This is a genomic window from Kovacikia sp. CALU 1929 (assembly GCF_056784235.1).
Map to the genome: position 1 here is coordinate 78,567 of NZ_JBXBCF010000062.1, position 22,545 is coordinate 101,111.

The 22,545-nt window shown below is 47.5% G+C and carries 21 protein-coding genes; 12 read left to right on the plus strand and 9 right to left on the minus strand.

The window, feature by feature from the left end:
* Positions 1-131: 131 nt before the first annotated feature.
* From AC1S52_RS10440 to AC1S52_RS10455, 4 genes are all read right to left on the minus strand, one after another.
* On the minus strand, positions 132-737 hold the full coding sequence (locus AC1S52_RS10440) for a LabA-like NYN domain-containing protein (RefSeq protein ID WP_482028936.1): 606 nt from the start codon (positions 735-737) through the stop codon (positions 132-134).
* A 75-nt stretch (positions 738-812) separates the two neighbouring features.
* Positions 813-2,420 carry a methionine--tRNA ligase gene (gene metG / locus AC1S52_RS10445; RefSeq protein ID WP_482028937.1) on the minus strand — a complete coding sequence of 536 codons (1,608 nt, stop codon included), beginning with the start codon at positions 2,418-2,420 and terminating at the stop codon, positions 813-815.
* An 898-nt stretch (positions 2,421-3,318) separates the two neighbouring features.
* Positions 3,319-4,026, minus strand: a complete 708-nt coding sequence (locus AC1S52_RS10450; protein WP_482028938.1) for a phycobilisome rod-core linker polypeptide — start codon at positions 4,024-4,026, stop codon at positions 3,319-3,321.
* 57 nt (positions 4,027-4,083) lie between these two features.
* On the minus strand, positions 4,084-4,557 hold the full coding sequence (locus AC1S52_RS10455; RefSeq protein WP_482028939.1) for a globin family protein: 474 nt from the start codon (positions 4,555-4,557) through the stop codon (positions 4,084-4,086).
* A gap of 394 nt (positions 4,558-4,951) precedes the next feature.
* On the opposite strand from AC1S52_RS10455, the gene AC1S52_RS10460 reads away from it, so the two are divergent.
* Together AC1S52_RS10460 and AC1S52_RS10465 are read left to right on the plus strand one after the other, a co-directional pair.
* Entirely contained in the window at positions 4,952-5,434 is a 483-nt protein-coding gene (locus tag AC1S52_RS10460; RefSeq protein WP_482028940.1) for a hypothetical protein, read from the plus strand.
* 325 nt (positions 5,435-5,759) lie between these two features.
* Positions 5,760-8,945 carry a PAS domain-containing sensor histidine kinase gene (locus AC1S52_RS10465; RefSeq protein WP_482028941.1) on the plus strand — a complete coding sequence of 1,062 codons (3,186 nt, stop codon included), beginning with the start codon at positions 5,760-5,762 and terminating at the stop codon, positions 8,943-8,945.
* A gap of 165 nt (positions 8,946-9,110) precedes the next feature.
* Here AC1S52_RS10465 and AC1S52_RS10470 read toward each other — a convergent pair whose 3' ends face one another.
* Positions 9,111-9,416 carry a hypothetical protein gene (locus tag AC1S52_RS10470; RefSeq protein WP_482028942.1) on the minus strand — a complete coding sequence of 102 codons (306 nt, stop codon included), beginning with the start codon at positions 9,414-9,416 and terminating at the stop codon, positions 9,111-9,113.
* Between the two features lie 240 nt (positions 9,417-9,656).
* Between AC1S52_RS10470 and AC1S52_RS10475 the strand changes: the two genes are divergently transcribed.
* The 3 genes from AC1S52_RS10475 to AC1S52_RS10485 all read left to right on the plus strand — a co-directional run bounded on the left by AC1S52_RS10475 (position 9,657) and on the right by AC1S52_RS10485 (position 11,745).
* Complete coding sequence (locus tag AC1S52_RS10475) at positions 9,657-10,640, plus strand: carbohydrate kinase family protein (RefSeq protein ID WP_482028943.1); 984 nt, start codon at positions 9,657-9,659, stop codon at positions 10,638-10,640.
* Positions 10,641-10,748: 108 nt separating this feature from the next.
* Positions 10,749-11,216 (plus strand): CYTH domain-containing protein, encoded by a 468-nt coding sequence (locus AC1S52_RS10480; RefSeq protein ID WP_482028944.1) that lies wholly within the window; start codon positions 10,749-10,751, stop codon positions 11,214-11,216.
* 124 nt (positions 11,217-11,340) lie between these two features.
* A complete protein-coding gene (locus tag AC1S52_RS10485; RefSeq protein WP_482028945.1) occupies positions 11,341-11,745 on the plus strand; it encodes a hypothetical protein in 405 nt (134 codons plus the stop codon).
* 201 nt (positions 11,746-11,946) lie between these two features.
* Here AC1S52_RS10485 and AC1S52_RS10490 read toward each other — a convergent pair whose 3' ends face one another.
* From AC1S52_RS10490 to AC1S52_RS10505, 4 genes are all read right to left on the minus strand, one after another.
* Entirely contained in the window at positions 11,947-12,090 is a 144-nt protein-coding gene (locus AC1S52_RS10490; RefSeq protein ID WP_482028946.1) for a hypothetical protein, read from the minus strand.
* 109 nt (positions 12,091-12,199) lie between these two features.
* Positions 12,200-12,526: an antibiotic biosynthesis monooxygenase family protein gene (locus AC1S52_RS10495; protein WP_482028947.1), complete on the minus strand. Its 327-nt coding sequence runs from the start codon at positions 12,524-12,526 to the stop codon at positions 12,200-12,202.
* Positions 12,527-12,671: 145 nt separating this feature from the next.
* A complete protein-coding gene (locus AC1S52_RS10500) occupies positions 12,672-13,985 on the minus strand; it encodes a M28 family peptidase (RefSeq protein ID WP_482028948.1) in 1,314 nt (437 codons plus the stop codon).
* A 116-nt stretch (positions 13,986-14,101) separates the two neighbouring features.
* The gene (locus tag AC1S52_RS10505; RefSeq protein ID WP_482028949.1) at positions 14,102-14,266 is read right to left on the minus strand and encodes a hypothetical protein; all 165 of its coding nucleotides are present in this window, start codon (positions 14,264-14,266) and stop codon (positions 14,102-14,104) included.
* 45 nt (positions 14,267-14,311) lie between these two features.
* Between AC1S52_RS10505 and AC1S52_RS10510 the strand changes: the two genes are divergently transcribed.
* The 7 genes from AC1S52_RS10510 to AC1S52_RS10540 all read left to right on the plus strand — a co-directional run bounded on the left by AC1S52_RS10510 (position 14,312) and on the right by AC1S52_RS10540 (position 22,377).
* Positions 14,312-14,866 (plus strand): helix-turn-helix domain-containing protein, encoded by a 555-nt coding sequence (locus AC1S52_RS10510; protein ID WP_482028950.1) that lies wholly within the window; start codon positions 14,312-14,314, stop codon positions 14,864-14,866.
* Entirely contained in the window at positions 14,863-16,341 is a 1,479-nt protein-coding gene (locus AC1S52_RS10515) for a cyclic nucleotide-binding domain-containing protein (RefSeq protein ID WP_482028951.1), read from the plus strand. The genes AC1S52_RS10510 and AC1S52_RS10515 overlap by 4 nt, the downstream gene beginning before the upstream one ends.
* Positions 16,342-17,151: 810 nt before the next feature.
* Complete coding sequence (locus AC1S52_RS10520; protein ID WP_482028952.1) at positions 17,152-17,358, plus strand: bacteriocin; 207 nt, start codon at positions 17,152-17,154, stop codon at positions 17,356-17,358.
* Between the two features lie 154 nt (positions 17,359-17,512).
* Positions 17,513-17,713, plus strand: a complete 201-nt coding sequence (locus AC1S52_RS10525) for a hypothetical protein (RefSeq protein ID WP_482028953.1) — start codon at positions 17,513-17,515, stop codon at positions 17,711-17,713.
* 198 nt (positions 17,714-17,911) lie between these two features.
* The gene (locus tag AC1S52_RS10530) at positions 17,912-18,259 is read left to right on the plus strand and encodes a hypothetical protein (RefSeq protein WP_482028954.1); all 348 of its coding nucleotides are present in this window, start codon (positions 17,912-17,914) and stop codon (positions 18,257-18,259) included.
* Between the two features lie 439 nt (positions 18,260-18,698).
* Positions 18,699-20,144 (plus strand): NHLP bacteriocin system secretion protein, encoded by a 1,446-nt coding sequence (locus tag AC1S52_RS10535; protein WP_482028955.1) that lies wholly within the window; start codon positions 18,699-18,701, stop codon positions 20,142-20,144.
* Positions 20,131-22,377 carry an NHLP family bacteriocin export ABC transporter peptidase/permease/ATPase subunit gene (locus tag AC1S52_RS10540; RefSeq protein ID WP_482028956.1) on the plus strand — a complete coding sequence of 749 codons (2,247 nt, stop codon included), beginning with the start codon at positions 20,131-20,133 and terminating at the stop codon, positions 22,375-22,377. The genes AC1S52_RS10535 and AC1S52_RS10540 overlap by 14 nt, the downstream gene beginning before the upstream one ends.
* Positions 22,378-22,545 lie beyond the last annotated feature (168 nt).

Genomic DNA, 22,545 nt, shown 5'->3' on the forward strand with positions numbered 1-22,545 from the left:
GAGACTATCGATCAACGGTTGATCACCAACCCGATGGGGATCGTTCTCCCCGTCCATAGTCTAGCGTTAATTAGCTGGAGCCTGTTTGAGCCTTTGTATAAGTTTGTTGCCTGGATATGGAGAAAGCAGACTTAACCTTCGTCAGGGTCATCCATCAAACCAATCCCGGAAAGGGGGCGATAGGTATAGCTACGGGGCATTTTCTGAATGTCTTCTTTAATGTTATCCAGGTCGATGTAGCGATCGGCGACATTGATCAGGCTGTCACTGGTCATCGATCTCAGGCTGACAACTTCCACGCGCACACCCCGATAGCTCACGGCATTGACCGCATAGGCAAGATCCCCATCACCACTGACCAGGACTGCCGTATCGTAAGAGCCTACTAGCGACATCATATCAACTGCAATTTCCACATCCAGATTTGCCTTTTTAGAACCATCCGGAAGTTGAACCAGATCTTTTGAAATGACTCGATAGCCGTTGCGCCGCATCCACAGCAAAAAGCCCTGCTGTTTTTCATTCGTGCGATCTACCCCGGTATAAAAGAACGATCGGAGTAAGCGAGAGCCAGATGTCAGGCGGCAAAGCAGTTTGGTGTAATCAATTTCGATTCCCAACTGAAGCGCGGCGTAAAACAAATTGGAGCCATCTATAAAAATGGCAACCCGCCCGCGATTCTCCAGGACTTGCTCTTGTGTAAATACAGATTCAGTTTCTATGTTGCTATTTAACATGTGTTATACCTCAGGTTCTTAATAAGTAAAGCAGCGGTTTTATGGGTGTATCAGGCTATTGTGAAAATTTTGTCGCTATATAGGGACCGTTTCTAAAAGCTCTAGACGTTGAAAAACAGGGGTAGGATCCTCCAGAGATTGTCCTGGTGGCAGTGTTCCCCACCGGGAATGAATTGAAAACGGAACGGAAACATCTATTAAGCTCTCCTCACTAAAGTTCACAAAAAACCCCAACTGCTGATAAATCCTGGTGCTGAGAGCCGGAGTAATGGGAGAGAGCAAATAGGCAGCCAATCGCACCGATTCGAGAACAGTATAAAGAATTTCTTCAACGGCTGAATGGTGTCCCTGCTTATATAAAGACCAGGGAGCCTGCTCATCAATATACTTATTTCCAGCCCTGACCAGAGTCAATACAGCTTCGCAGGCTTCACTGAACTTAAGTGAACTGTATGCCTGGGCAACGCGATCGCCCAAATCTCGACCATTCACTGCCAGGGGATTGTCAATCCCAGCAATGTCTTGAGGGAGAGTCGGAACATGAGCACCAAAGTATTTGTGAACCATCTTTAACGTGCGATTTAGGAGATTACCTAAATCATTAGCCAAATCAGCATTCAGAATGTTGACAAATCGGGTTTCATTAAAATCACCATCCCGCCCGAACTCAATTTCCTTCAAGAAATAGTAGCGAACCGCATCAGCGCTATAACGCTTGACTAGCTCAACGGGATCTAGCACATTTCCCAGAGTCTTCCCCATTTTGTGACCATCTTTGGTCAAAAAGCCGTGCCCAAATACACAAGAAGGAATCGGTAAACCTGCCGATATCAACATTGCGGGCCAATAAACCGCATGGAATCGCAAAATATCTTTTCCAATTAAATGCAACTGAATGGGCCACCACTTTTCCAGGGCTACTGCCAGGGTTGGTTCGCTATCAGGTTCCAATAAGGCAGTGACATAGCCAAGTAGCGCATCAAACCAGACATAGAGAGTATGACCGGGATCAACCGGGACGGGAATTCCCCAGTTGAGATTCACACGGGAAATAGAAAAATCTTGTAACCCCTGCTGAACAAAACTTCGCACTTCATTCCGGCGAATTTCCGGTTGAATAAAGTCAGGACGCTCTGTGTAAAGCGCCTCTAACTGATCCTGGTACTTGGAAAGACGAAAGAAATAGTTTTGCTCATCCCGCCACTCTGCTTCACGGTTACGATGAACCGGGCAGTAGTGCCCATCCAGCAAGTCACGCTCTTCCTTGAACTCTTCACAGGAGACGCAGTACCAGCCTTCTTGGCGTCCTAGATAGATGTCGCCCTGATCCCAAACGCGCTGAAAAAACTCTTTAACGATCGCTTCATGACGGGGATCAGTTGTACGAATGAAGCGGTCATACTTGATCCCCAATTGCTGCCACAGTGCCTTAAAGCCAGAGACAATCTGGTCACAGTGTTCTTTAGGCGAACGCCCTGACTGCTCAGCCGCCCGTTGAATTTTTTGTCCATGCTCATCGGCACCTGTAACCAAAAGCACAGGTTTACCCCGTAATCGCTCAAAGCGTGCCAAAGCATCTGCCGCTATCGTCGTGTATGCACTACCGACGTGAGGCAAATCATTCACATAGTACAGAGGTGTTGTAATGGCAAATTGATCTTTTTCTATGACTTTAGAACCCATGATTTTATAGAAAAACTCAAAAACAACATCTACGGACTCAAAAAATTGATGAATACTGGAACGTGTTCTTGAGCAATAACCCGCGAATCGATTTATCAAACATTAAGAAAGATCGGAGGTTTCTTTAATCCTAAGTTAACCTCAAGCCTTGGTGTCCTCTGATACAAGGATAGATTATTCGATTTTAGCGGTTAGTTGCATTCAAACACAGAAAAGAATCTTAAATCAACTGGAGATTTTAAAGGATTCAAGGAATGCAGAAGTTGCCTTTCAACATCCATCAACCCGAATCGAAGGGATATCGTAACGGAGGTCTATAAATTTTGAATTGCGCTTATGGAAGTTGTGGGGGCTATTTTTTGGAGGGTTCCCATGCCTCAAAAGTTATGACGATGCTTGCTATCACGAAAGGATCAGCGAGTAGACCAATAAGAAGTACTTACACTTCCTATATCTGAGACTGATGGTTGGCATTGCTGAATAACAGGATCAGTTGGAACAAAATTTCAATTGAATCCACCCTAAAATCTATCCACCCTAAATTTGTCTCTGGGATCAACAAATACCTGATAGATAAATCAGTAAAGATTATCAAAAGTAACAAAGGCGATTCTGCGAACTAGCGCAGAACTATTAATGAAATTCCTCATAAAAGGAAAAGCAGCAACGCTCAGACCCTCTAGATTAACCTGTCCGGTTATTTTTGTAAAGTCTTGTGAAGATGTTGGCGAATGTGTGCCTTCCACCTATCCGAGTTTTTGGTCATACAGCGAAGGGTCATGGGTTCACCATGACCCCAAAAGTAAATCTAAAACCCGCACCCAAACTCCCTGATGACTACAATATTCGTTGGAGTGTAGGAAGCTTTCGTGCAGGTTTTAAAGTCGGGTTGGAACAGTTAACCAATTGCCTTGCGTAACAGGTCTTTCTGCTGAACAGAAAGGGCTGCAACGGCTTTTTCGGACTGGGCGGTTTGAAGTAGACTCAATAACTGCGATAGCTCTTCTTGAGATAAGCTTAATTCCACATTTTCGTCGGCTTCAGGATGTTTACAGGTACCACCGTCACAGGTTAAGCCCAACTGATGCCAGTAGATTGTTGGAATTGAACGTCCCCGTTGACCAAAGTGTTCCCCATTTAACGTTTGAGACTCAATGTAAGCCTTGGGCGATGAATAGAGGGGTTGATGACGTGGATAGGGGACTGTAAAACAACCAAAAACTTTACGATATTCTTCAGTATCTAGCAGAGCGGTAATCATTTCTGCTACACCTCGGTGTAGCAAGATATCGCAGTAAACAGCGATTTCCTTCTGGTTTATGGGAGCACGTCCTAGAAAGTGTTTGAAGCAAAGCTCCAGAAACTTCATGTTTGAGAAATTGTGATAGAAAGAGTCAAGATAAACTTTAGAGTGTCCCAGTTCCTTTAAAAAGCGCCGAACACCGATCTTATCCGTTAGAAAATCTGTTTCCGCCTTTGCTAATTGCTTACGTTCATGAAGATAAGGTTGCCGTTCCAAAACCTGGCGGTAGATCTGGTAGAGAGCAGTCTGGCGCTCTTCTCGGCTTGACTGGCGGCTCACTGTAATTGGGGTGAAGGGGTTCATAGAGGAGTCCTCAAAGAGTTAAGCTATACCTGAGGAAACGGTGGGGCGCGTTATCAATTAAGCGTGAGATTGCAAAGTCTGGATGACAACTTCAAGGAAAGGGCGAATGAGGCTGGCATCTGCACCGGGTAAGGTGACGGTGATCGCCTCCTGTAGGGCACGGTAGGCAATGACGCAGTGGCTATTGCGTTTGTAAGCTAGCAGAATAGTATCTAGCCAGACGGTCATTTGCTCTTTGAAAAAGGTTTCATCATCTCGCAGAATTGACAGCGCAACGTAGCGCAGCACTTCAGCCATGTCATATTTGCAGCGCTGTCCATGTTGCTGGATCAATTCAGGATAGGTTTGCGCCATTTTACGCAGCGCCTGAATCACCAGTTTGTCGCTATTATCCCGAAGTTGCTGGTAGGCATGGTGCCGAGTCGCATAGCTCTGAATGTATTGGTCCAAAGGATACAGTTCTTGAGCATTTAGATAACGACCATCGGCTTCCAGTACATTTTGTTCTAGCTCGTGGTTGAGGGTGTGCATTGCGATATGAACCAAATTTAAGTTAAGCAGAAAGCAGATCAAAAGGATTAAAGATTCGGGATCGGAAACTTAAGCCAATCTCTGATAGCGATCGCCCGTATTGTTAGAACATTTTGAGGCTGCTTGACCAAACGTTGACACGTTCTACGTTCGCAGGCTGTCCTAATTCACGGGGCGATTACCACATCTGTTTTTCAGACTGCCCTTAAAGAAAAGACAGTCCAACAGTTTGAAGTGATTCTCAACAGAATGATGCAGTTCTTAATAGAAAAGGGGCAGAGGGGCAGAGGGGAGGGGGGAAGATCCCTACTTCTGATGGGCGGCGGTGGATGGGGTAACACGCTAGTTTAAAGAAAGATCAATTGATTTCTGAAGGGCAAATGAGGTTAGCGCGATGAACCGGCTCTGGAGTAAGGTGGGTAAGGTTTTAGGTGGGGTTCTCTTGTTTGGGGGAGGGACTGTCTCAGTTGGGCTTCTGGTAGGGATTGGATTGAGTCACGCAGCAGGGGTAGCCTTAGCGATCCTGTCAGTGCTGCTGGTCTTTTTTGGATTGGCTCCTGCCATGCTCGGTGGGTGGTTAATTTACAGCGGATTTAAGGCAGAGCAACGGGCAATTCGAGAGCAATTTTTTCAGCTACTAGTGGCAACCCAGGGTCGCCTATGCTTGAGAGATTATGTGGCAGCAACCCGGCTAGAACCGACGATCGCCCGTCATTATCTGGACGGCTGGGCAAAGGAATTTTGTGCTGAGTTTGAAGTGACCGATCGGGGCGATATCTATTACCTCTTTACGACCGAGTCCATGCTCTTACCAGAGAGTAGTAATCTGCAACTTTTGGGTCAGGTACTCCGCCAGTGGTTACAATCCACGGTCTAGGTAGAGGCATTCATTCATAAGGATTGGATAGGGGATGGTTTGTTGTGACCATATAACCGGCTAAAGCTGAAGATGTTGAGTTTCCCATTGATGAAACTAACCCACGGTACAAAACCTTTAAGTTCAGTTAAGCAATTAACTACGATTGGATAGTCACAGTGACAGACTTTGCACTTTAGAGATTTGTTAACGTCAGTTGCGTGATATGGCGTAGGGCAGTTGATCAAGCCACCCTTAGAATAGGCTCAGGCTACCCATGACTAATCGTTCGTAAAAAGTTAAAAAGTATAGGAAGAACTTTACCCATCCATGCCAGACCGACGCTATGAGGCCTGAATATCTCAAAAGCTTGCGAGATTGCTGTCGCAACGAAGCTGCTTTTGAGCAGATGCAACAAATTTTGTTGACTGCCGCGGCGGAGCATCGGCATTCAGATCTGCCTGAGCTGTGGCGATCGCTATTTGAAAATCAAATGGATGGGAGCCTTATTCCCGAAATCGACGGACCTCGCACTTCTCTCCAAGAACTCATTTTGGATCGGACCACCAATTTACTCCACACTAACGAGCGGTTACGTCGAGAAATTGCAGACCGTCAGTGGGCAGAGAGAGCACTGCAAGAAAGCGAACAGCGCTTTCGCTCCTTGATTGAAAACGCCACAGATATCATTGCCATTCTGGATGAGAAAGGTGTCTTTCGCTATTGCAGCCCCTCCACAGAAAAAGTTCTAGGCTATGCCCAGGAGGGCGTGCTTGGACATTCAGCCATTGAGTTTGTGCATCCGGCAGATGTGAATTTGATCCTTTATGTCCTCCAAACCGCGATTCGACAACCGGGGATCAGTCAGCCAGTGATTGAGTATCGAGTCAGGCATCAGGATGGGGACTGGTGTTTCTTTGAAGCCGTTGCAACCAGCTTGTTGGAAGACACTGCAATTAAAGGGGTGGTGATTAATTGCCACGACATTACGGAGCGTAAGCGGGCTGAGGAGGCGCTGCGAGCCGCCAATCACCAGATCGTTAACATTTTGGAAAGTATTACCGATGCTTTTATGTCCCTGGATAATCAGTGGCGGTTTAATTATCTAAACCAGCGGGCGGCTCAGGTGTTTCAGCGATCGCCGGAAGACTTATTGGGGCAGATTTTTTGGGATGCCTTTCCAGAAGCCGTTGGCTCAACCTTTGAACGGGAGTATCGGCGTGCCCAGGAGGAACAGGTTCCCGTTACCTTTGAAGAATTTTATCCTCTGCTCAAAACCTGGTTTGAGGTCCGAGTGTTTCCCTCTAATGATGGGCTATCCATCTTTCTGCTGGATGTCAGCGATCGCCGTGAGGCACAGGCGGAACTGCTGGAAATGAGTACTGCCCTGGGCAACGCGGTTGAAGGGATTGCCCGCTTGGACATCAACGGTCACTTTATTGCGCTCAACCGGGCATACGCTATTTCCCTGGGCTACCAGCAAGAAGAAATGATTGGCATGTCGTGGCATCAGACGGTCCACCCAGATGATGGGGCACTGCTTAAAGAAGCACGCCAGCAAATGTTGGCTGATGGCAAGTCGGAGGTCGAAGTTCGGGGAGTACGTAAGAATGGCTCCACTTTTTATATGGAAATTGTGATGGTGACTGCCTATGACTGGCATGATCGCTTGATTGGGTATCACTGTTTTACAAAAGAGATTACTGAACGGAAGCAAGCAGAGGAAGCATTACGCCAGCAGGCAGAGCGGGAACGGTTGATTGGGGCGATCGCCCAACGTATTCGTAATTCCCTCAATCTAGAAGACATCCTTAATACAGCGGTTTCTGAAGTGAGGCAGTGTTTAAGGGCAAACCGGGTCGTTATCTTCCGCATTGATTCGGAGGGGAATGGTTTGGTCACCGCAGAGTCCGTTGAAGTTGGCTGGAACTCTCTGTTGGGCAGTAGTCTGACGGAGGACTGGTTCAAAGAACGACAGGAAGATTATCGGCAAGGCAAAAATTGGGTGATTGATGATGCCGTGCAAATCCCCTCTGCCTGTCGAACCTACTTGGATCACGCTCAAATCCAGGCATTACTGGTTGTCCCCATCGTGCATAGCAATCGACTTTGGGGCATCCTGGGTGTTCACCAGTGTTCCAGTGCCCGCCGCTGGGAACCGCTCGAAATTAGTTTACTGGAGCAACTGGCAACCCAGGTGGCGATCGCGATTCAGCAATCGGAACTGTACCGTCAAGTGCAGCAACTCAATACCCATTTGGAATACCAGGTACAGGAACGAACCGCCCAACTTCAGCAAGCACTTCAATTTGAAGCCATGCTAAAGCGGATAACGGACTCAGTGCGCGATAGCCTGGATGAGGACCAGATTTTGCAAACGGCGGTTCAGGAATTGGCTCTGGTGCTGGACGTGAGAGGTTGTGATGCGGCTCTGCATGACCTCGACCAGCAGATGGCTACGATTCGCTATGAGTATATTCGCTCCGATGTTCTGACTCCAGCCATTGGGTCAGTGATCGAGATGGCAGAGTTTTCTGAAATCTTTGAACTATTACTGCAAGCCCAACACGTACAGTACTGCTGCCTGATGCAAGGCACAGATGTCAAAAATTCAGGAGCCATTTCGGTACCGTGCGCTGTGTTTGCCTGCCCGATTGTGGATGATCAGGAAGTTCTGGGCAACCTGCGGCTGTTCAAACCCAGTGAAGCGGTCTTCAGTAGCCTGGAAATTCGGATGGTGCAGCAGGTGGCAAATCAGTGTGCGATCGCCATTCGACAGGCACGTCTGTTTCAAGCCACTCAGGCACAGGTGGCTGCTCTAGAAGAACTGAACCACCTCAAAGATGATTTTCTCAGCACCGTTTCCCATGAACTGCGGACCCCTATGTCCAATATGAAAATGGCGATTCACATGCTGAAGAATGTGATTACGACGGATAAGCGCGATCGCTACCTCGACATCTTACAGTCTGAATGCGTTCGAGAGATTGAACTGATTAACGATTTGCTCGACTTGCAGCGGTTAGAAGCCTCTTCCTATCCTGTTTCGTTGCAAACCATTGATTTGCAAGAGTTTTTAGTGAATGTGCTGCAACCGTTTTATTCCCGTGCAAATGAACGTCAGCAGCATTTACACGTCCAATTACCTGAAAACTTGTCAACTTTGATTACCGACAAGGTTGCTTTAGATCGCATTCTGGCAGAACTCCTGAATAATGCCTGCAAATATACCCCTCCAGGTGGCGAGTTAAGCTTAACGGTTAAGCCACAAAACTCATCCACGACTCGTGCCGGTTCTCAAATCCTGTTTGCGATTTGCAATCAAGCTGAGATTCCAACTTCAGAGTTGCCACGCATCTTTGAAAAATTCTACCGGGTTCCCAACGCTGATCCCTGGAGGCAAGGTGGGACAGGACTGGGGTTGGCTCTGGTGCAACGGTTGGTGAGCCAGTTGAGCGGCACGGTACAAGTTGAAAGCCGAGATGGATGGACCACATTTACGGTGGTGCTGCCTTTAGACAATGACCTTTAGGATGGTGACTTTACCGGATCCTGCGATCGCCAGTCTTAATCAGAATTTTTTTTAACGCGCCTCAAATTTTGTCCCAAGTTCAAGCCACAGGATGATGGCTCTGCCAATGTCACAGGCATTTCATCCCTATTCCGTCAGGTTAACTTCTCTGGTGAATCGCCTGAGTTAATGATGGACTCGCTGAGATTTCTTAACCAGTTTGCGCGTGGCTGTTTTGTAAACGGCTTCTTTCGCAAAGCGCAGAACAATCCGCTCAGCCCCAACCACAATCCAGGTATACCGGCAGAGTTGTTCCATCTCGCTGATTAACTGGTCTACAATCCACGGTTCTGAACAGTGAATGGTCAGCGTATTGCGTTTGTCTAAATGCAGAAAGCATAGCCTCAAGGTGTCACCAAAGAAGGAACGGAGGCGCTCTAGACGAAGCTTTTCGAGGAGAAGTAAATCATCAATTGTTAGTTCTGGGGGCATGGGATAGACCTCAAAGATGATGCTTTGATTAAACTCGATAGAAAGGATTACTCTGTACGGTAGTTCCTGGGATCTTTGGAGCAACCGAGGCTCATCTTCTGGGGGGATTTGCGGATCAATCCTGGAGTTCATGAAAGAGTTTTAGAGACTCAACACTGCTTGCAGAAGGTTTCTGATAACCTGCTATAAGACTGTGAAGGAATGTAGACATCTGGATCTGGATTTTGGATAGAGGCTATTGTGACCAAACCTCGCGTACTGTGTCTTGGCGAAATCTTATATGACTTTTTGGCAGATCAACCGGGTCTTCCCCTGGAACAAGTTCAATCCTGGACACCCTATCCGGGTGGTGCCCCTGCCAATGTTGCCTGTGGATTAACAAAACTGGGAACCACGACCGGATTTATTGGTTGCATCGGGGAAGATAGTTTAGGCAACTCCTTGGTGAAATTGTTACAGGAAGTGGGGGTAGATGGAACAGGTATTCAGCGGCATCCCACGGCTCCCACCCGTGCCGTTTATGTCGTGCGTTCGGCAACGGGGGATCGCACCTTCGCTGGGTTTGGTGAACACGATACGTCCGTATTTGCTGACACTCATTTGCAAGCAGGTCAATTGCCGATCGCCCTATTTGAATCTGCCGAGTTTTTGGTTCTGGGCACTTTAGAGATGGCATATCCCGATAGTCGAGCCGCCATTGAGCAGGCGTTGGAACTAGCGGATCAGTACTATCTCAAGGTGTTGTTAGACGTGAATTGGCGACCTGTGTTCTGGAAAGATCCGGCGATCGCGCCCGCCATCATCCATAATCTGGTGAACCGTGCAGATTTCCTCAAACTTTCCGATGAAGAAGCCGAGTGGCTTTATGGAACAACCGATGCCGGGGTAATTACTCACCGGGTTGGGAGTCTGGAAGGTGTCCTGGTTACAGGCGGCGAAAAGGGCTGTTCCTATTGTCTTAATGGCAATGAGGGACGGGTTCCAGCTTTTTCAGTTGAAGTGGAAGATACAACGGGTGCAGGTGATGGCTTTGCGGCAGGCTTTTTGCATCAACTGGGTCGGCGAGGCATTCAAAGTCTGCGGGATCCTGTCGTTGCCCGTGATGTAGTACTCTACGCCAGCGCCATCGGTGGCTTGACTGCCACACGCCCCGGCGCGATCGCAGCCCAACCTACCGCCGCCGAAGTCGAGGCGTTTTTGTATCTCCAGCAGCAGCCAGGATAAAGAAGGGGTGAGGGGTGAGGAAACCAGATCGCTCTTTACACGATACCCGATGCCCTGTAGCTGGATGCCAGTCTTAGGTGGCTGGAATGTAAATGGAATGTTGATGAAATGCCAGTTGAAATTGAGAGAAAGTTTTTAGTCAAGGGCGATCAGTGGCGATCGCAAGCCATCGGTACTCGCTACTGTCAGGGGTATCTTGCCTCTCGTAAAACCACCGTGCGGGTACGGGTGGCTGGTGATCAAGGCTACCTGACGATTAAAGGACCCTCGGTTGGGCTAAGTCGGGCTGAATACGAGTACACAATTCCAGTGGAAGATGCCCTGGAAATGCTCCACACATTATGTGAACCGCCCCTGATCGAGAAGATCCGCTACCGGATTGGATTTGAGGGTTTGGTTTGGGAAGTTGATGAGTTTGAGGGTGAAAACCGGGGATTGGTGCTGGCAGAGGTAGAACTGAGTCATGGGAATCAGGCGATCGCGCTTCCTGACTGGATCGGTGCAGAAGTCTCCAGCGATCCCCGCTACTACAACTCTAACCTGGCAAAAAAACCGTTTAGCCAGTGGGACAGTTGAAATACCGTCTATTTGGCTTAAGTTTGAACAGCCAAAATCGTACTTTAATGACAGATGACACAGGGGTATTTAAGTAATTACCGTATTCGACGGTTCTAGAAATCTGACATTTATGAACTCTCGTATGAACTCTCGGTTGAATCTGATGAACCTGGATGCCCAACAAATGAAACGGCTAAAGACTCTAGCCAAACTACTAGGGAAGTCCAGGTTGTTTCGGGAACCTTCTGTGACAGTTGTTCATGACTTTAGCCACTACGAGCAGGGTCGAGAGTATAGTTTTGAACCTTTAGACAACGGTAGGCGTGCCCTGATTCGGGGTTATGGTGGTACCGTTCAATCTGGCGATCACCTGATATTAAGTCATGGTCAGGGTTCTGTTCGCTACAGGGTAGAGGAGATAGAGCATTATGTTGGTTCCTCCCCTTTATGGATCGCGATCGTGCGACTCCGTTCGGGTTCTCCTATCAATCAACAGTTTTGGATGGGTCCTGCCACAAACCCTTGTGCACCTGCACTAACGGTCTAAAGACCAGACGAAATGTATCTTTGGACTCGCTGAACCGTCTCAGGCTCGATACGTAGCCGGTGCCAGGTCAGGTGTCTGAGGGTGAAAAGGACGGTGTGGCAAAAGTTTGGGTTTGCTAGATTGTCCAAAACCTAATAGTTTTAGCTATAAAAAATAAAAAAGGGGGCACAACTGCGTACCCCCTTTTTCAGTCAGGAAACCCTAACCAGTAGTGCGACGGATATGCTCCATAATTTGCCGCTTACGGTCAGTAGACCTGACTGAAGTTGGACGCTTGCCGAAGTCTCCAGTACTGCGGGCAAGATGTTCCATCACCCGTCTTTTGCGATCATTTTCGATTGCCATAATCTATCTCACTTGGGGTAAGGATACATCTCCTTATTGTTACAAAACTTTATTGTGATTTACCAAGTTTGACCTACGGGGATCACAGGATATTTTTACTTTTTTGAAATTAAGCAACCGGCGGCTTCATATCTGCCACTACTTCGTAGACAAATACGTCGGGCGTGTGGGTAAAGAGGGGAGCCATTTTTTTTAGAATTGCCTGGTAGGTTGCGCTCTCGTTGTCTGTCATGTCTTCCACGCTTTCCCAGAAAATAACGGAAATGCCTTTATCACTGCCGGGATCCCGCAGCAAATAGGCACCCTTAAACCCGTGGGTGTAAGTGGAAATTGCCTGCTCGTAGAGATACTGGGCTTCTGCAAACTTGCCCGGTTTAAACTCACCGATCGCCACATGGGCGTACTGGCGCTTCAAGAAATCATGAAACTCACTCATGCTGACCTCGTGATTTTGATTGCATGGTTGCTCCACTATACCGCCAGCAATGGGTGCCACCACATTATTAAGTAGATTGGCAATTTTATAGCAGGGGTGAGGGGTGAGGGGTGAGGGGTGAGGATATTTGGCAATCGCTCCAACTTTACTGTGCGCTCAGTATTTTTTTAGTGGCAGCTAGGGCAGCTTCAACGGTTTCGTTCACCAGTTTGGGATCAATTTGGCGATCGCTGGGTTTGTGGTAATTCGGCTCTACCCCCCGATGAAAGAAGAGGACGGGCACGCCTGCCGAAGCAAAGGAAGCGTGGTCACTGCCCTGATTACTGCCAATCGTTGAAAGTTCAGCATTGGGAACCTGTACAAGCTCGGTCAGAGAAGCGGTACCGCTAATTTTTAGCTGGTCATTGACCCCAACCATATCCAGGTTCACCATCCCTTTCATGCCAGAAATAAAGGATGAACCAGCCTTCTGGACAAATGCCCTGGAACCCTGAAGCCCGTCTTCTTCTCCATCAAAGGCAACAAACCAAACCTGACCAGCTTGGGGAGTCCTGGACAGGCGACGGGCAATTGCCAGCACAGCGGCTGTCCCCGATGCATTGTCATTGGCACCGGGAGAATCAGAAACCGAGTCGTAGTGCCCTCCCACCAGCAGTTGGGGCTGAGTCATGCCTTTCATGGAGGCAACTACATTGCGCCCGGTAACCGTTCGGCGGCGGGCATTGACATTCAGGCGAACAGTTGGGGTTTCCTGTCTTGCTTGTTCCAGTAAGGGATTTCCAACTTCCCTGGAGACTCCCAAAACGGGAATTCTGGAATCGCCGGTCAAGCTGCCATAAAGGTCACCAGACTCACTATTAACAATCACCACCCCGATCGCCCCGGCATCAGATGCATTTTTGGCTTTTTCTGTAAAAGGAATCACACCCCGCTGCACGATCGCGATCGCCCCCTGCACATTTACCCCGGCAAAGTCGGCTGGATTCCCGACATTGGGGACTGCTACCAGTCGGGCAGTCAGATTACCCGCGATCGTTCCCCGCAGGGCACGTCCCGTAATGGGTTTTCCTGAGGCAGTGAGGCTGGAACCCTGATCCTCAAATTTTGAGTAAGTAAAGGTTTGAATCTCAGTTGTGTAACCAGCTTTGCGGAACTCCTGCTCCAGGTAAGCACTTGCCTGTTCCATCACAGGTGTACCTGTTACCCGTGGTCCCAGGTTGACCAGGGTTTCTATGTCTTGAGCAATCTGACTTGCTGGAGTCAGAATTTGAGTTTGAAGCGGCAACAGTTCCTGAGCCTGCGCTTCCAGGTTTTGCCGTTGCCCACAACCAACCAGTCCTAAACTGGCGATCGCCAGACCACTGATTAAGCATTTAAAGGATGAAGCTGATCCGTTTGAAAACTTGTTTACAGATCGATGGAAAGAATGTTGGCGTGAACCTGCTAGGTTGAGTGGCATTTGGAAGGGAAAGAATAAATAAGGATGACGGTAACCCAGAAGGTGAATGAAGGGATTGCAACTATTCTAACAAGGACGGCAATGCGACTTTGCAGGTTCCACTGCCAGAGCGATTTTCAAGAAACAACGGTCGCTCTGGATAGCAAGCGCCAGAAATATAAACTTATGTAAAGCCGCGCTGATTTTAGCAGCAAACCCATCTCAAACAGTTGAGAGAAAGATAGGTGAACGTCAACACGAAGTTGGCGATCGCCTCCAAATCGAATGTCATTGTATTTCATCTTAATTCTCAGTTATCTGTCGCTCATTTGAGGAGATTTGCCCCCATGACTGCCTCTATCGAGCAAGCCCTGACCTACTTACAGGGTAACGATCAGCTTCAGGCATTTGTAATGAAGCTTTTATGCCCCAATCCATCTCAAACTTTGCAAACATTGGCCGCAACATTTTCTAAATATGAGTCACTGGAGAAGTGGCTAATTGATTTTTGTGTTGAGCATAATCTAATTGACTGTAATCATTTTCAGCAATGGCTAAATAGCCGCCTGAGTATTTTCCCACCCAATACAAAACTCAATGATGTTTTCCAATTCATTGAGTTTCACTACCATCAGCCGATCACATTGCGCGATGTCGCTGATGCCGTGGGATATTCCCCTGCTTATCTAACCGATTTGGTTCGACGTGAAACAGGAAAACCCGTCAATCACTGGATTATTGAACGGCGCTTGAAAGAGTCCTGCCGCTTGTTACAGGAAACGGATCAGACTGTAAATCAGATTGCAGAAGCAACAGGTTATCAAAACCCCGGTCATTTCTTTCGTCAATTTCGTCAACACTATGGAACAACCCCTCAGTCATGGAGGAATTCTCACCAATGATCCATTCTTCAAGACTAATCACGGATCCATTTACATGGTCATTCAGTGCAAAGCTGACGATCGCCATGCTCTCAGCCAGTATTCTGCCCGTTGCGCTCACCGTTTCTTACACTGTTCCTTACCAAAGTCTGCGGAACTTGTTAATTGTTGGAGCGATCGCGATCGCAACGCCATTTTTGCTAACGCGACTGGTGACCAAACCGATTCGACTATTAGCAAAAGCAGCGCGGGCACTGGAAAAGGGCAATTTTGCACCTGCGGCTCTGATGGAAGTATCCGGTACGCCTGACAACATTGGCTATTTAGCACAGGTGCTTTCAAAACTGGCAACACGAGTCAAAGCAGCTCAAGAACAGCAGGTGAATCAGTCAGTTTCGAGGGTGTTGCTACAAGAATTGAGTAACCGAGATCTTGATTGGCTGATTAAAACAGGACATCACCTGGAAGTGCAATCAGGAGCGACCCTTGTTCAGGCAGGGAAACCGATTGATACTTTTTCCATCGTGCTGGATGGCACTCTGTCAATGACCACGACTCGCTTTGAAGGCAGTTACTTAAACCGTCCAACTACCTGCCGAGAAAATGAACAAAGTGATTGGGAAATCTGGCAATTTGATAGCGGTGAGATAGTTGGAGAAAGCTTACTGGCAAATGCCTCCACAATCGCCACAACAACAGTCAAAGCAATAGAACCTGCCCTGGTTTTATCACTTTCCCAGCAACAGTTAATGCATAAGCTTAAGCAGGATGCTGGATTTGCCGCTCGCTTTTACCGGGCGATCGCAATCCTTCTATCCAGTCGATTGCATACTCTGATGAGTCAGTTGGGGTGTAATTCCATGACCCAGGAGCAACCCTTGCGAGATGTGCTATTTATTCTGGGGGCGTTGAATGATAGCGATATTGACTGGCTGGTAGCGGTTGGCAAGCGACAAAAAATTCCATCCGGTACAGTGGTGATTCAGCAAGATCGACCTGTTGATGCCCTGTACATTCTTCTAAATGGGTCTTTATCAGTTTCCACGGCTGAAACTGTGTGCAATCCCTTCCTGCGTGCCTTTTCAATCATTGATGGGGGGAACCTTCCTGGGCAAGAAATTACGCAGTTAACCAAGGGCGAAATTGTCGGTGAAGCTCTGCTGTTGAATGGTCACCTACCGCCCACTACCGTCACTGCTTTACAGGATTCGTTGTTATTGATGATTCCGCGATCGCAATTGATGCTTAAATTGCACCAGGATTTTGGCTTTGCTGCCCGTTTTTACAAAGTACTGGTCAGTCTCCTGCATAACCGTTTGCAGGACTTGTATAGCAGGCTTGGCTATGTTGGACAGAGTGAGATTCAGGAAGAACCGTTGAATGGAGCAATGAAATCGGGTGATGAGTTGAATTTTAATGTTCTGGATCAGATGGCGATCGCGGGTACTCGCTTTGATTGGATGCTGAGGCGTTTAGGTGGGATTGAACCCGCATAATAATGCCTATAGTTTGCTATTTAGACCTCGGAGGTTTTCAAAACCTCCGAGGTCTTCCATTCGACGTTCAATAAACACATTGATTCAGCAATACCAACCAATCAAATTTCAGCAAAATTAATGATAGCTGTTTCTAAAAAATGTTCATTGGTTGAAAGAGATCTAATGGTTACTATTGGCAGTATCAGGGCAGAGAAAAATACATAGATCTTTCCCTGAAACGTTTAATCCACAAACAATTCTGCCTATTCAAGGAGTTAACCATGTCCAAAAAATTTGTCAAGCAAGCCACTTGTTGGTTCCAATTCAGTGTCCTTAGCGTAGCTACCAGCATTCTTCCATTAATTGGAGGAGTCATCAAACCTGCTCAAGCATCTAATGTGCCTACTTGCGTGAATACGAAAAGTTCAATAGTAGGATTCAGGCACTACATCACCGTCCAGAACAATTGCACATCCTCACAGAGGGTGAAGATTATCTGGGCAAATGCTTCGGATGGCAGTTGTATTACTTATCGTCCTGGTGCCTCAATCCAAGCATCGCGATTACGCCCTGGTCGATTTGGTGGATTGAGGAAATGCTAACTCTTCCACTAAAAGTAACCTAATGTTTAAACCTTCGATTTCTCCAAGAACTCGGAGGTTTTCAATCTAGACTTAAACTTGTCAAAACTATTGATAGTTGAATCTAAAAATCGTTCATTGGCTCAAAGAGTTTTGATAGCTACTATGAATAGTATCAGGAGTCAAACAGAAATAACTCTTTTCCTGAAATCTCAGAAGACCTGTAAAGTTAAACAAGGAGAAAAAGATGAATTCTGAACAGAAGATCATGATGTCAACCGAAGCTCTTGTTTCTGACAATCAAGAACTCAGTGATGAAGAGCTTGATGCGGTCAGTGGTGGTTGTGGAGAATCCGTTAGAGATAAGTTACGTCGCTGGAAAAACACAGATGGTGGCCCTAATATCCTGCGGCGTATTTTTCCTCAGCGTGGTAATCGTCTCCCCCCTTGCTAGAAGGAATTAGGTAGCTAGCTTTGTAGGCTGGATTGGGAGAGGAGGAATCATAAATGTATAAAGTTTCCACTTGTACCCAATCCAGTCTGTTTTTTTCAAAATGTGTTGAGTGTTGAGATTTCTGATTTGATTTTCCCTATCAAGGAGGATGATAATGGATAGTGCTAAAAATAACTTGCTTTCATCCGCAGAACAAGCTGAGATCGTACAAGATCTTGAAGAATCAGAACTCAAAGATGATGAACTAGAGGAAATCAGTGCTGGTTTTTGCCGTCGCCCCTACAAACCATTTCCCGGGATACCCTGGAAACCTCTGCCCTGTCGTCCTCAACGACCCTGGCATCGGTGGTTCTAGTCTTGGCATAGTCTGTATCGACTGATAGTTTTCACGATTGGCTGTTCAATTACCTATTCAGACCTCGGAGGTTTTCAAAGCCTCCGAGGTCTTGAAGTATTGGAAACAGAATAAACGATTTTGAGGATTTTAACAAACAGGCTTTCAACTAAATTATTGATAGTTGAATCTAAAAATAGTTCATTGGCTTAAAGATTTTTGACAGCTACTATTAGTAGTATCAGGAATAAAGAGAGACAAGAAATAGTTCTCTTGAAACTCTTAAAAGCCTGTAAACAAACCACAAAAGGAGAAGCAACAATGGATAACCTTGAAAATAAACAAGTGCTGCTAACCGAAACTCAGATCTCAGATGAACTGAGTGCTGATGAGCTAGATATGGTCAGTGGTGGTGCCGTAAAAGTTGAAATCAAGGACGCTGGTGGCTTGATTTCAAGAGGAATCGGTGCTCTTAAGCGTGGAGTTGATAAAGCCGATGATTGGCGACGTTCAGATAGAGGTCCTAACCTTTTGAGGCATCTTGGCTCAGTCACGCTTGGGAGATAGTTAGTCAATTCTATAGGTTGGGTTGAGTATCACCAAATAAGTAAATGATTTTAGCTAAAAGCTCAACCCAACTTTCTTCCAATTGACTAACCTGAAAAAATTTTGTTCTTGCTACCACATGAATTTATTAATGCCCACCTATTGATAGGAAAAATATATAAAGTGTCGAGGTTCCTATGTTAACCCAACTTAAGATGTAGTAGGTGAAAATGAAACTTCAACAGCAATTAGATTACAAACTTTACAGCCTGGGATGGCGCAGTGGCTTACATGGCTACCATCATCCAGTTCTACACTTCTTTTTGAGTACCTTCTATCTTTATCGTCGAGGATTTTCAGCAGGTTTGCAGTGGGTTTCTGAGTACTACCCGGAGCGGAAGTTTAAGAAGAACCTCAATCGTTTTAGCGGGTTAAATTATTCAGTTGTGAGGCTACAAAAATGGTTACTCAAAAGCAAGATCTGTTTCGCAAAGAATCCTTAGAGCGGTTATCGTCCCCGGAGCGATTAGATCAACTGATGCAGGTTGTAAATCCCAAAAGTTGGTTGCCGTTAGCTTCTCTGGGTGTGATTGTCGGGACGGCACTAATCTGGAGCATTTATGGACGGATTCCTGTCACCGTCGAAGGTCGCGGAGTATTAGTTTTTCCCAGTAAGGTGGTACCACTGCAATCAACCAGTGCTGGGCAATTGGTATCACTTGAAATCAATGTGGGAGATACTGTCAAAAAAGGAGATGTGATTGGTACTATCGATCAATCGGAACTGCGGAAGCAATTACAGCAGCAACGAAAGAAACTAACCGAATTACAATCTCAAGATGCCGCAGTGGGTTCGTTACAGGGGTTGCGAAATCAACAGGAACAATTATCGATTCAGCAGCAGCGGCAGTATTTGCAACAACGGATTCGAGAACTGCGGGAAATGTCGCCGCTGTTGGCATCAACCAGTGGGCAGTCCGTTCAGGAGCAGCGTCGAAGTTTGCAACAACGGTTGCGGCAGGCAGAGGCAATGGTACCCATTTATAAAGAACGCCTGGAGATTCGCCAGCGACTTTTTCAAGAACGGGCGATTACCCATGATGTTCTGCTGGAATCACAGGAGAAAGTACAGTCAAACCAGGATGCGATCGCCGATGCCCAAGCGCAGCTAAAACAACTGGAGGCGAAAGCAACCGAGCAGGAAAAGCTGAATCGAGATAATGTGACCCAACTGGCTGAACTACAAGCTCAACTGAAAGAACTAGATAGCCGAGAGGCAAATCTAGCTCAACAGAATTTGGAAACCTCAACGAATCGGCAAAAGGAGATTCAGGAGGTGCAGCGAGAAATTGCCAGATTAGAACTGCAACTGAGTAATAGCAGCCAGATTGTTAGCCAGCACAGTGGACGGATTCTGGAAATTGCGATCAATCCCGGTCAGGTGATGGAGTCTGGAAGCCGCCTGGGCAGCATTGAGACGGAAATTGAGTCCAGCCATCTGGTGGGAATGACTTATTTCACCATTGCCGATGGCAAAAAAATTCGACCGGGAATGCCTCTGCAAATCACACCGCAGACCGTAAAACGGGAACGATTTGGCGGCATTATCGGCACCGTAAAGACGATCTCGGCTTTTCCGATCACCACCGAAGCGGCATCCAGCGTTGTGGGTAATCCAGAGGTTGTGAAAGGACTGGTGGCAGACAAGCAAGAAGGGGTGATCCAGGTGCTTGCAGACCTGAAACCAAGCGCCTCAACGGTCAGCGGCTTTGCCTGGTCGTCATCGAAAGGACCCCAACTCAAGCCATCCTCCGGCACAACCACCCTGGTGCGTGTCACCGTCGAGGAACGTGCCCCGATCACCTTTGTTCTACCAATTTTGAGGTCGTCCAGTGGTATCTACTAACGCGGTACTTCCATCACCGGGAAGCATTCTCCAGTCAATTCAGCAATGGCTGGGATTGTATTCCAACCGGGCAAAGACCCCTACCCTATTGCAAATGGAAGCGGTCGAATGTGGCGCGGCTTCCCTGGGGATTATTCTGAGTTACTACGATCGCATCGTTCCTTTACCAGAACTGCGGCAGGAATGCGGGGTCTCCCGTGACGGCAGCAAAGCCGCCAATGTCTTGCAGGCGGCTAATAAATATGGCTTAGAGGCGAAGGGCTATAAGAAGAAACTGGAGCAACTGGAAGGTCTGGAGCCGCCCTTTATTGTGTTCTGGAATTTCAATCATTTTCTGGTGGTTGAGGGGTTTGGCAAAAAGCGAGTGTTTCTGAATGATCCGGCATCAGGTCCGCGATCGGTGTCTTACCAGGAGTTTGATGAAGGATACACCGGAGTGGTGTTGGTGATGCGCCCCTCCGCTGAATTTGCAAAAGGAGGACGCAAACCCAGCATCTTTCTGGCGCTCTGGGAGCGGTTACAAAACTCGGTAGGAGCGCTTGCCTACTGCATTCTGGTTGGTTTTTTGCTGACGCTGGTAGGGCTGGTGGTGCCTGTGTTCAGCCAGGTCTTTGTGGATGAAATTCTGGTTCAGGGTCGGCATCAGTGGATCCGTCCGTTGCTAATTGGAATGGTGATTGCAGCCGTGCTGCAAGGGGTGTTAACGCTATTTCAGTTGCGCTATCTACGACGGCTGAAAGTCAAACTATCGGTGGGTATGTCGAGTCGATTTCTGTGGCATATTCTGCGGCTTCCGGTTGGTTTCTACGCCCAGCGGTTTGCCGGAGAAATCAGCGATCGCACCTCCCTCAATGATCAAGTGGCAGAGGTGCTTTCGGGGGAATTGGCAAGAACTGTAATTGATGCGGTGATGGTGCTGTTCTATGCGATCGTTATGGCTCAATATGACTCAGTGCTAACTTTGATTGGCATTGCGTTTGCAGCAGTGAACATTTTGACAATGCGATGGATTTCGCGCAAACGAATTGATACCAATCAGCGATTAACTCAGGAACAGGGTAAAGTTGCCGGAACATCGATCGCTGCTTTGCAAAGCATTGAAACCATCAAAGCCTCTGGACTGGAATCAGACTTCTTTGCTCGCTGGTCTGGCTACTACACCAAGGCAATCAATTCCCAGCAGGAATTAGGGGTTACCAATCAAACCTTTTCAGTCCTGCCCACCCTCATTTCTGCCCTCACCGCCATGCTATTGCTGGTAATTGGCGGATTGCGGGTGATGGACGGACACCTCAGCATCGGAATGCTGGTGGCGTTTCAGGGATTGATGCAGAGCTTCTTGTCTCCAGTCAATAACCTGGTGAATTTTGGCAGCACCCTGCAAGAGCTAGAAGGAAGCCTGACCCGCCTCGACGACGTGCTACATAACCCCACTGACCTCCAATTGAACCGTTCCCCCTCCTCCGCTCCTCTGCTCCCCCTCCCCCCTGCCCCCGCCCGTCTCCAGGGATACATCGAACTCCGCAACCTCACCTTCGGCTACAGCCGTCTGGATGCACCCCTGATTGCAGATTTCAATCTCACGATCAAACCAGGTCAGCGGGTGGCACTAGTGGGGGGAAGTGGTTCTGGTAAGTCCACGATCGCCAAACTGGTGATTGGACTATACGAACCCTGGTCTGGTGAAATTTGTTTTGATGGCATTCCCCGGTCGCAGGTACCACGCCAGCTTCTAACCAATTCTGTGGCAATGGTCGAACAGGACATTTTGCTATTTGGTGGCACCGTTCGAGATAATTTAACCCTCTGGGATGCGACGGTAACCACTAAAGAACTGGTAAAAGCCTGCCAGGATGCCGCGATTCATGATGTGATTTTGTCCCTGCCGGGTGGCTACGATGCGGAACTGATGGAAGGTGCCGTAAACCTGAGCGGCGGGCAACGGCAGCGGTTAGAAATTGCCAGGGCATTGGTCAACAATCCATCGATTCTGGTGATGGACGAAGCGACGAGTGCCCTGGATGCGGAAACCGAACGGATCATCGATCGCAATTTGCGCCAGCGAGGATGCACCTGTCTGATTGTGGCTCATCGCCTGAGCACCATCCGGGACTGCGATGAAATCATTGTGCTAGAGCGAGGCAAAGTCGTTCAACGTGGCACCCATCAAGAACTCTGGCAAATGGAAGGCACCTACTCACGCCTGATTCGGACAGAAGGGGAAGCGTTGTAAGGAGTTAAGAGTTGAAAGTTAAGAGTTGAAAGTTGAAAGCTAATAGTCAACGGCATAAGTTCGGCAAGCATTCCAGTTGAGAGTGCTGAGTGCTTAGTAGAAACTCTGAATTTGCAACTCAAAATTCAAAATTCAAAACTCAAAATTCAAAACTCAAAACTCTTTCCC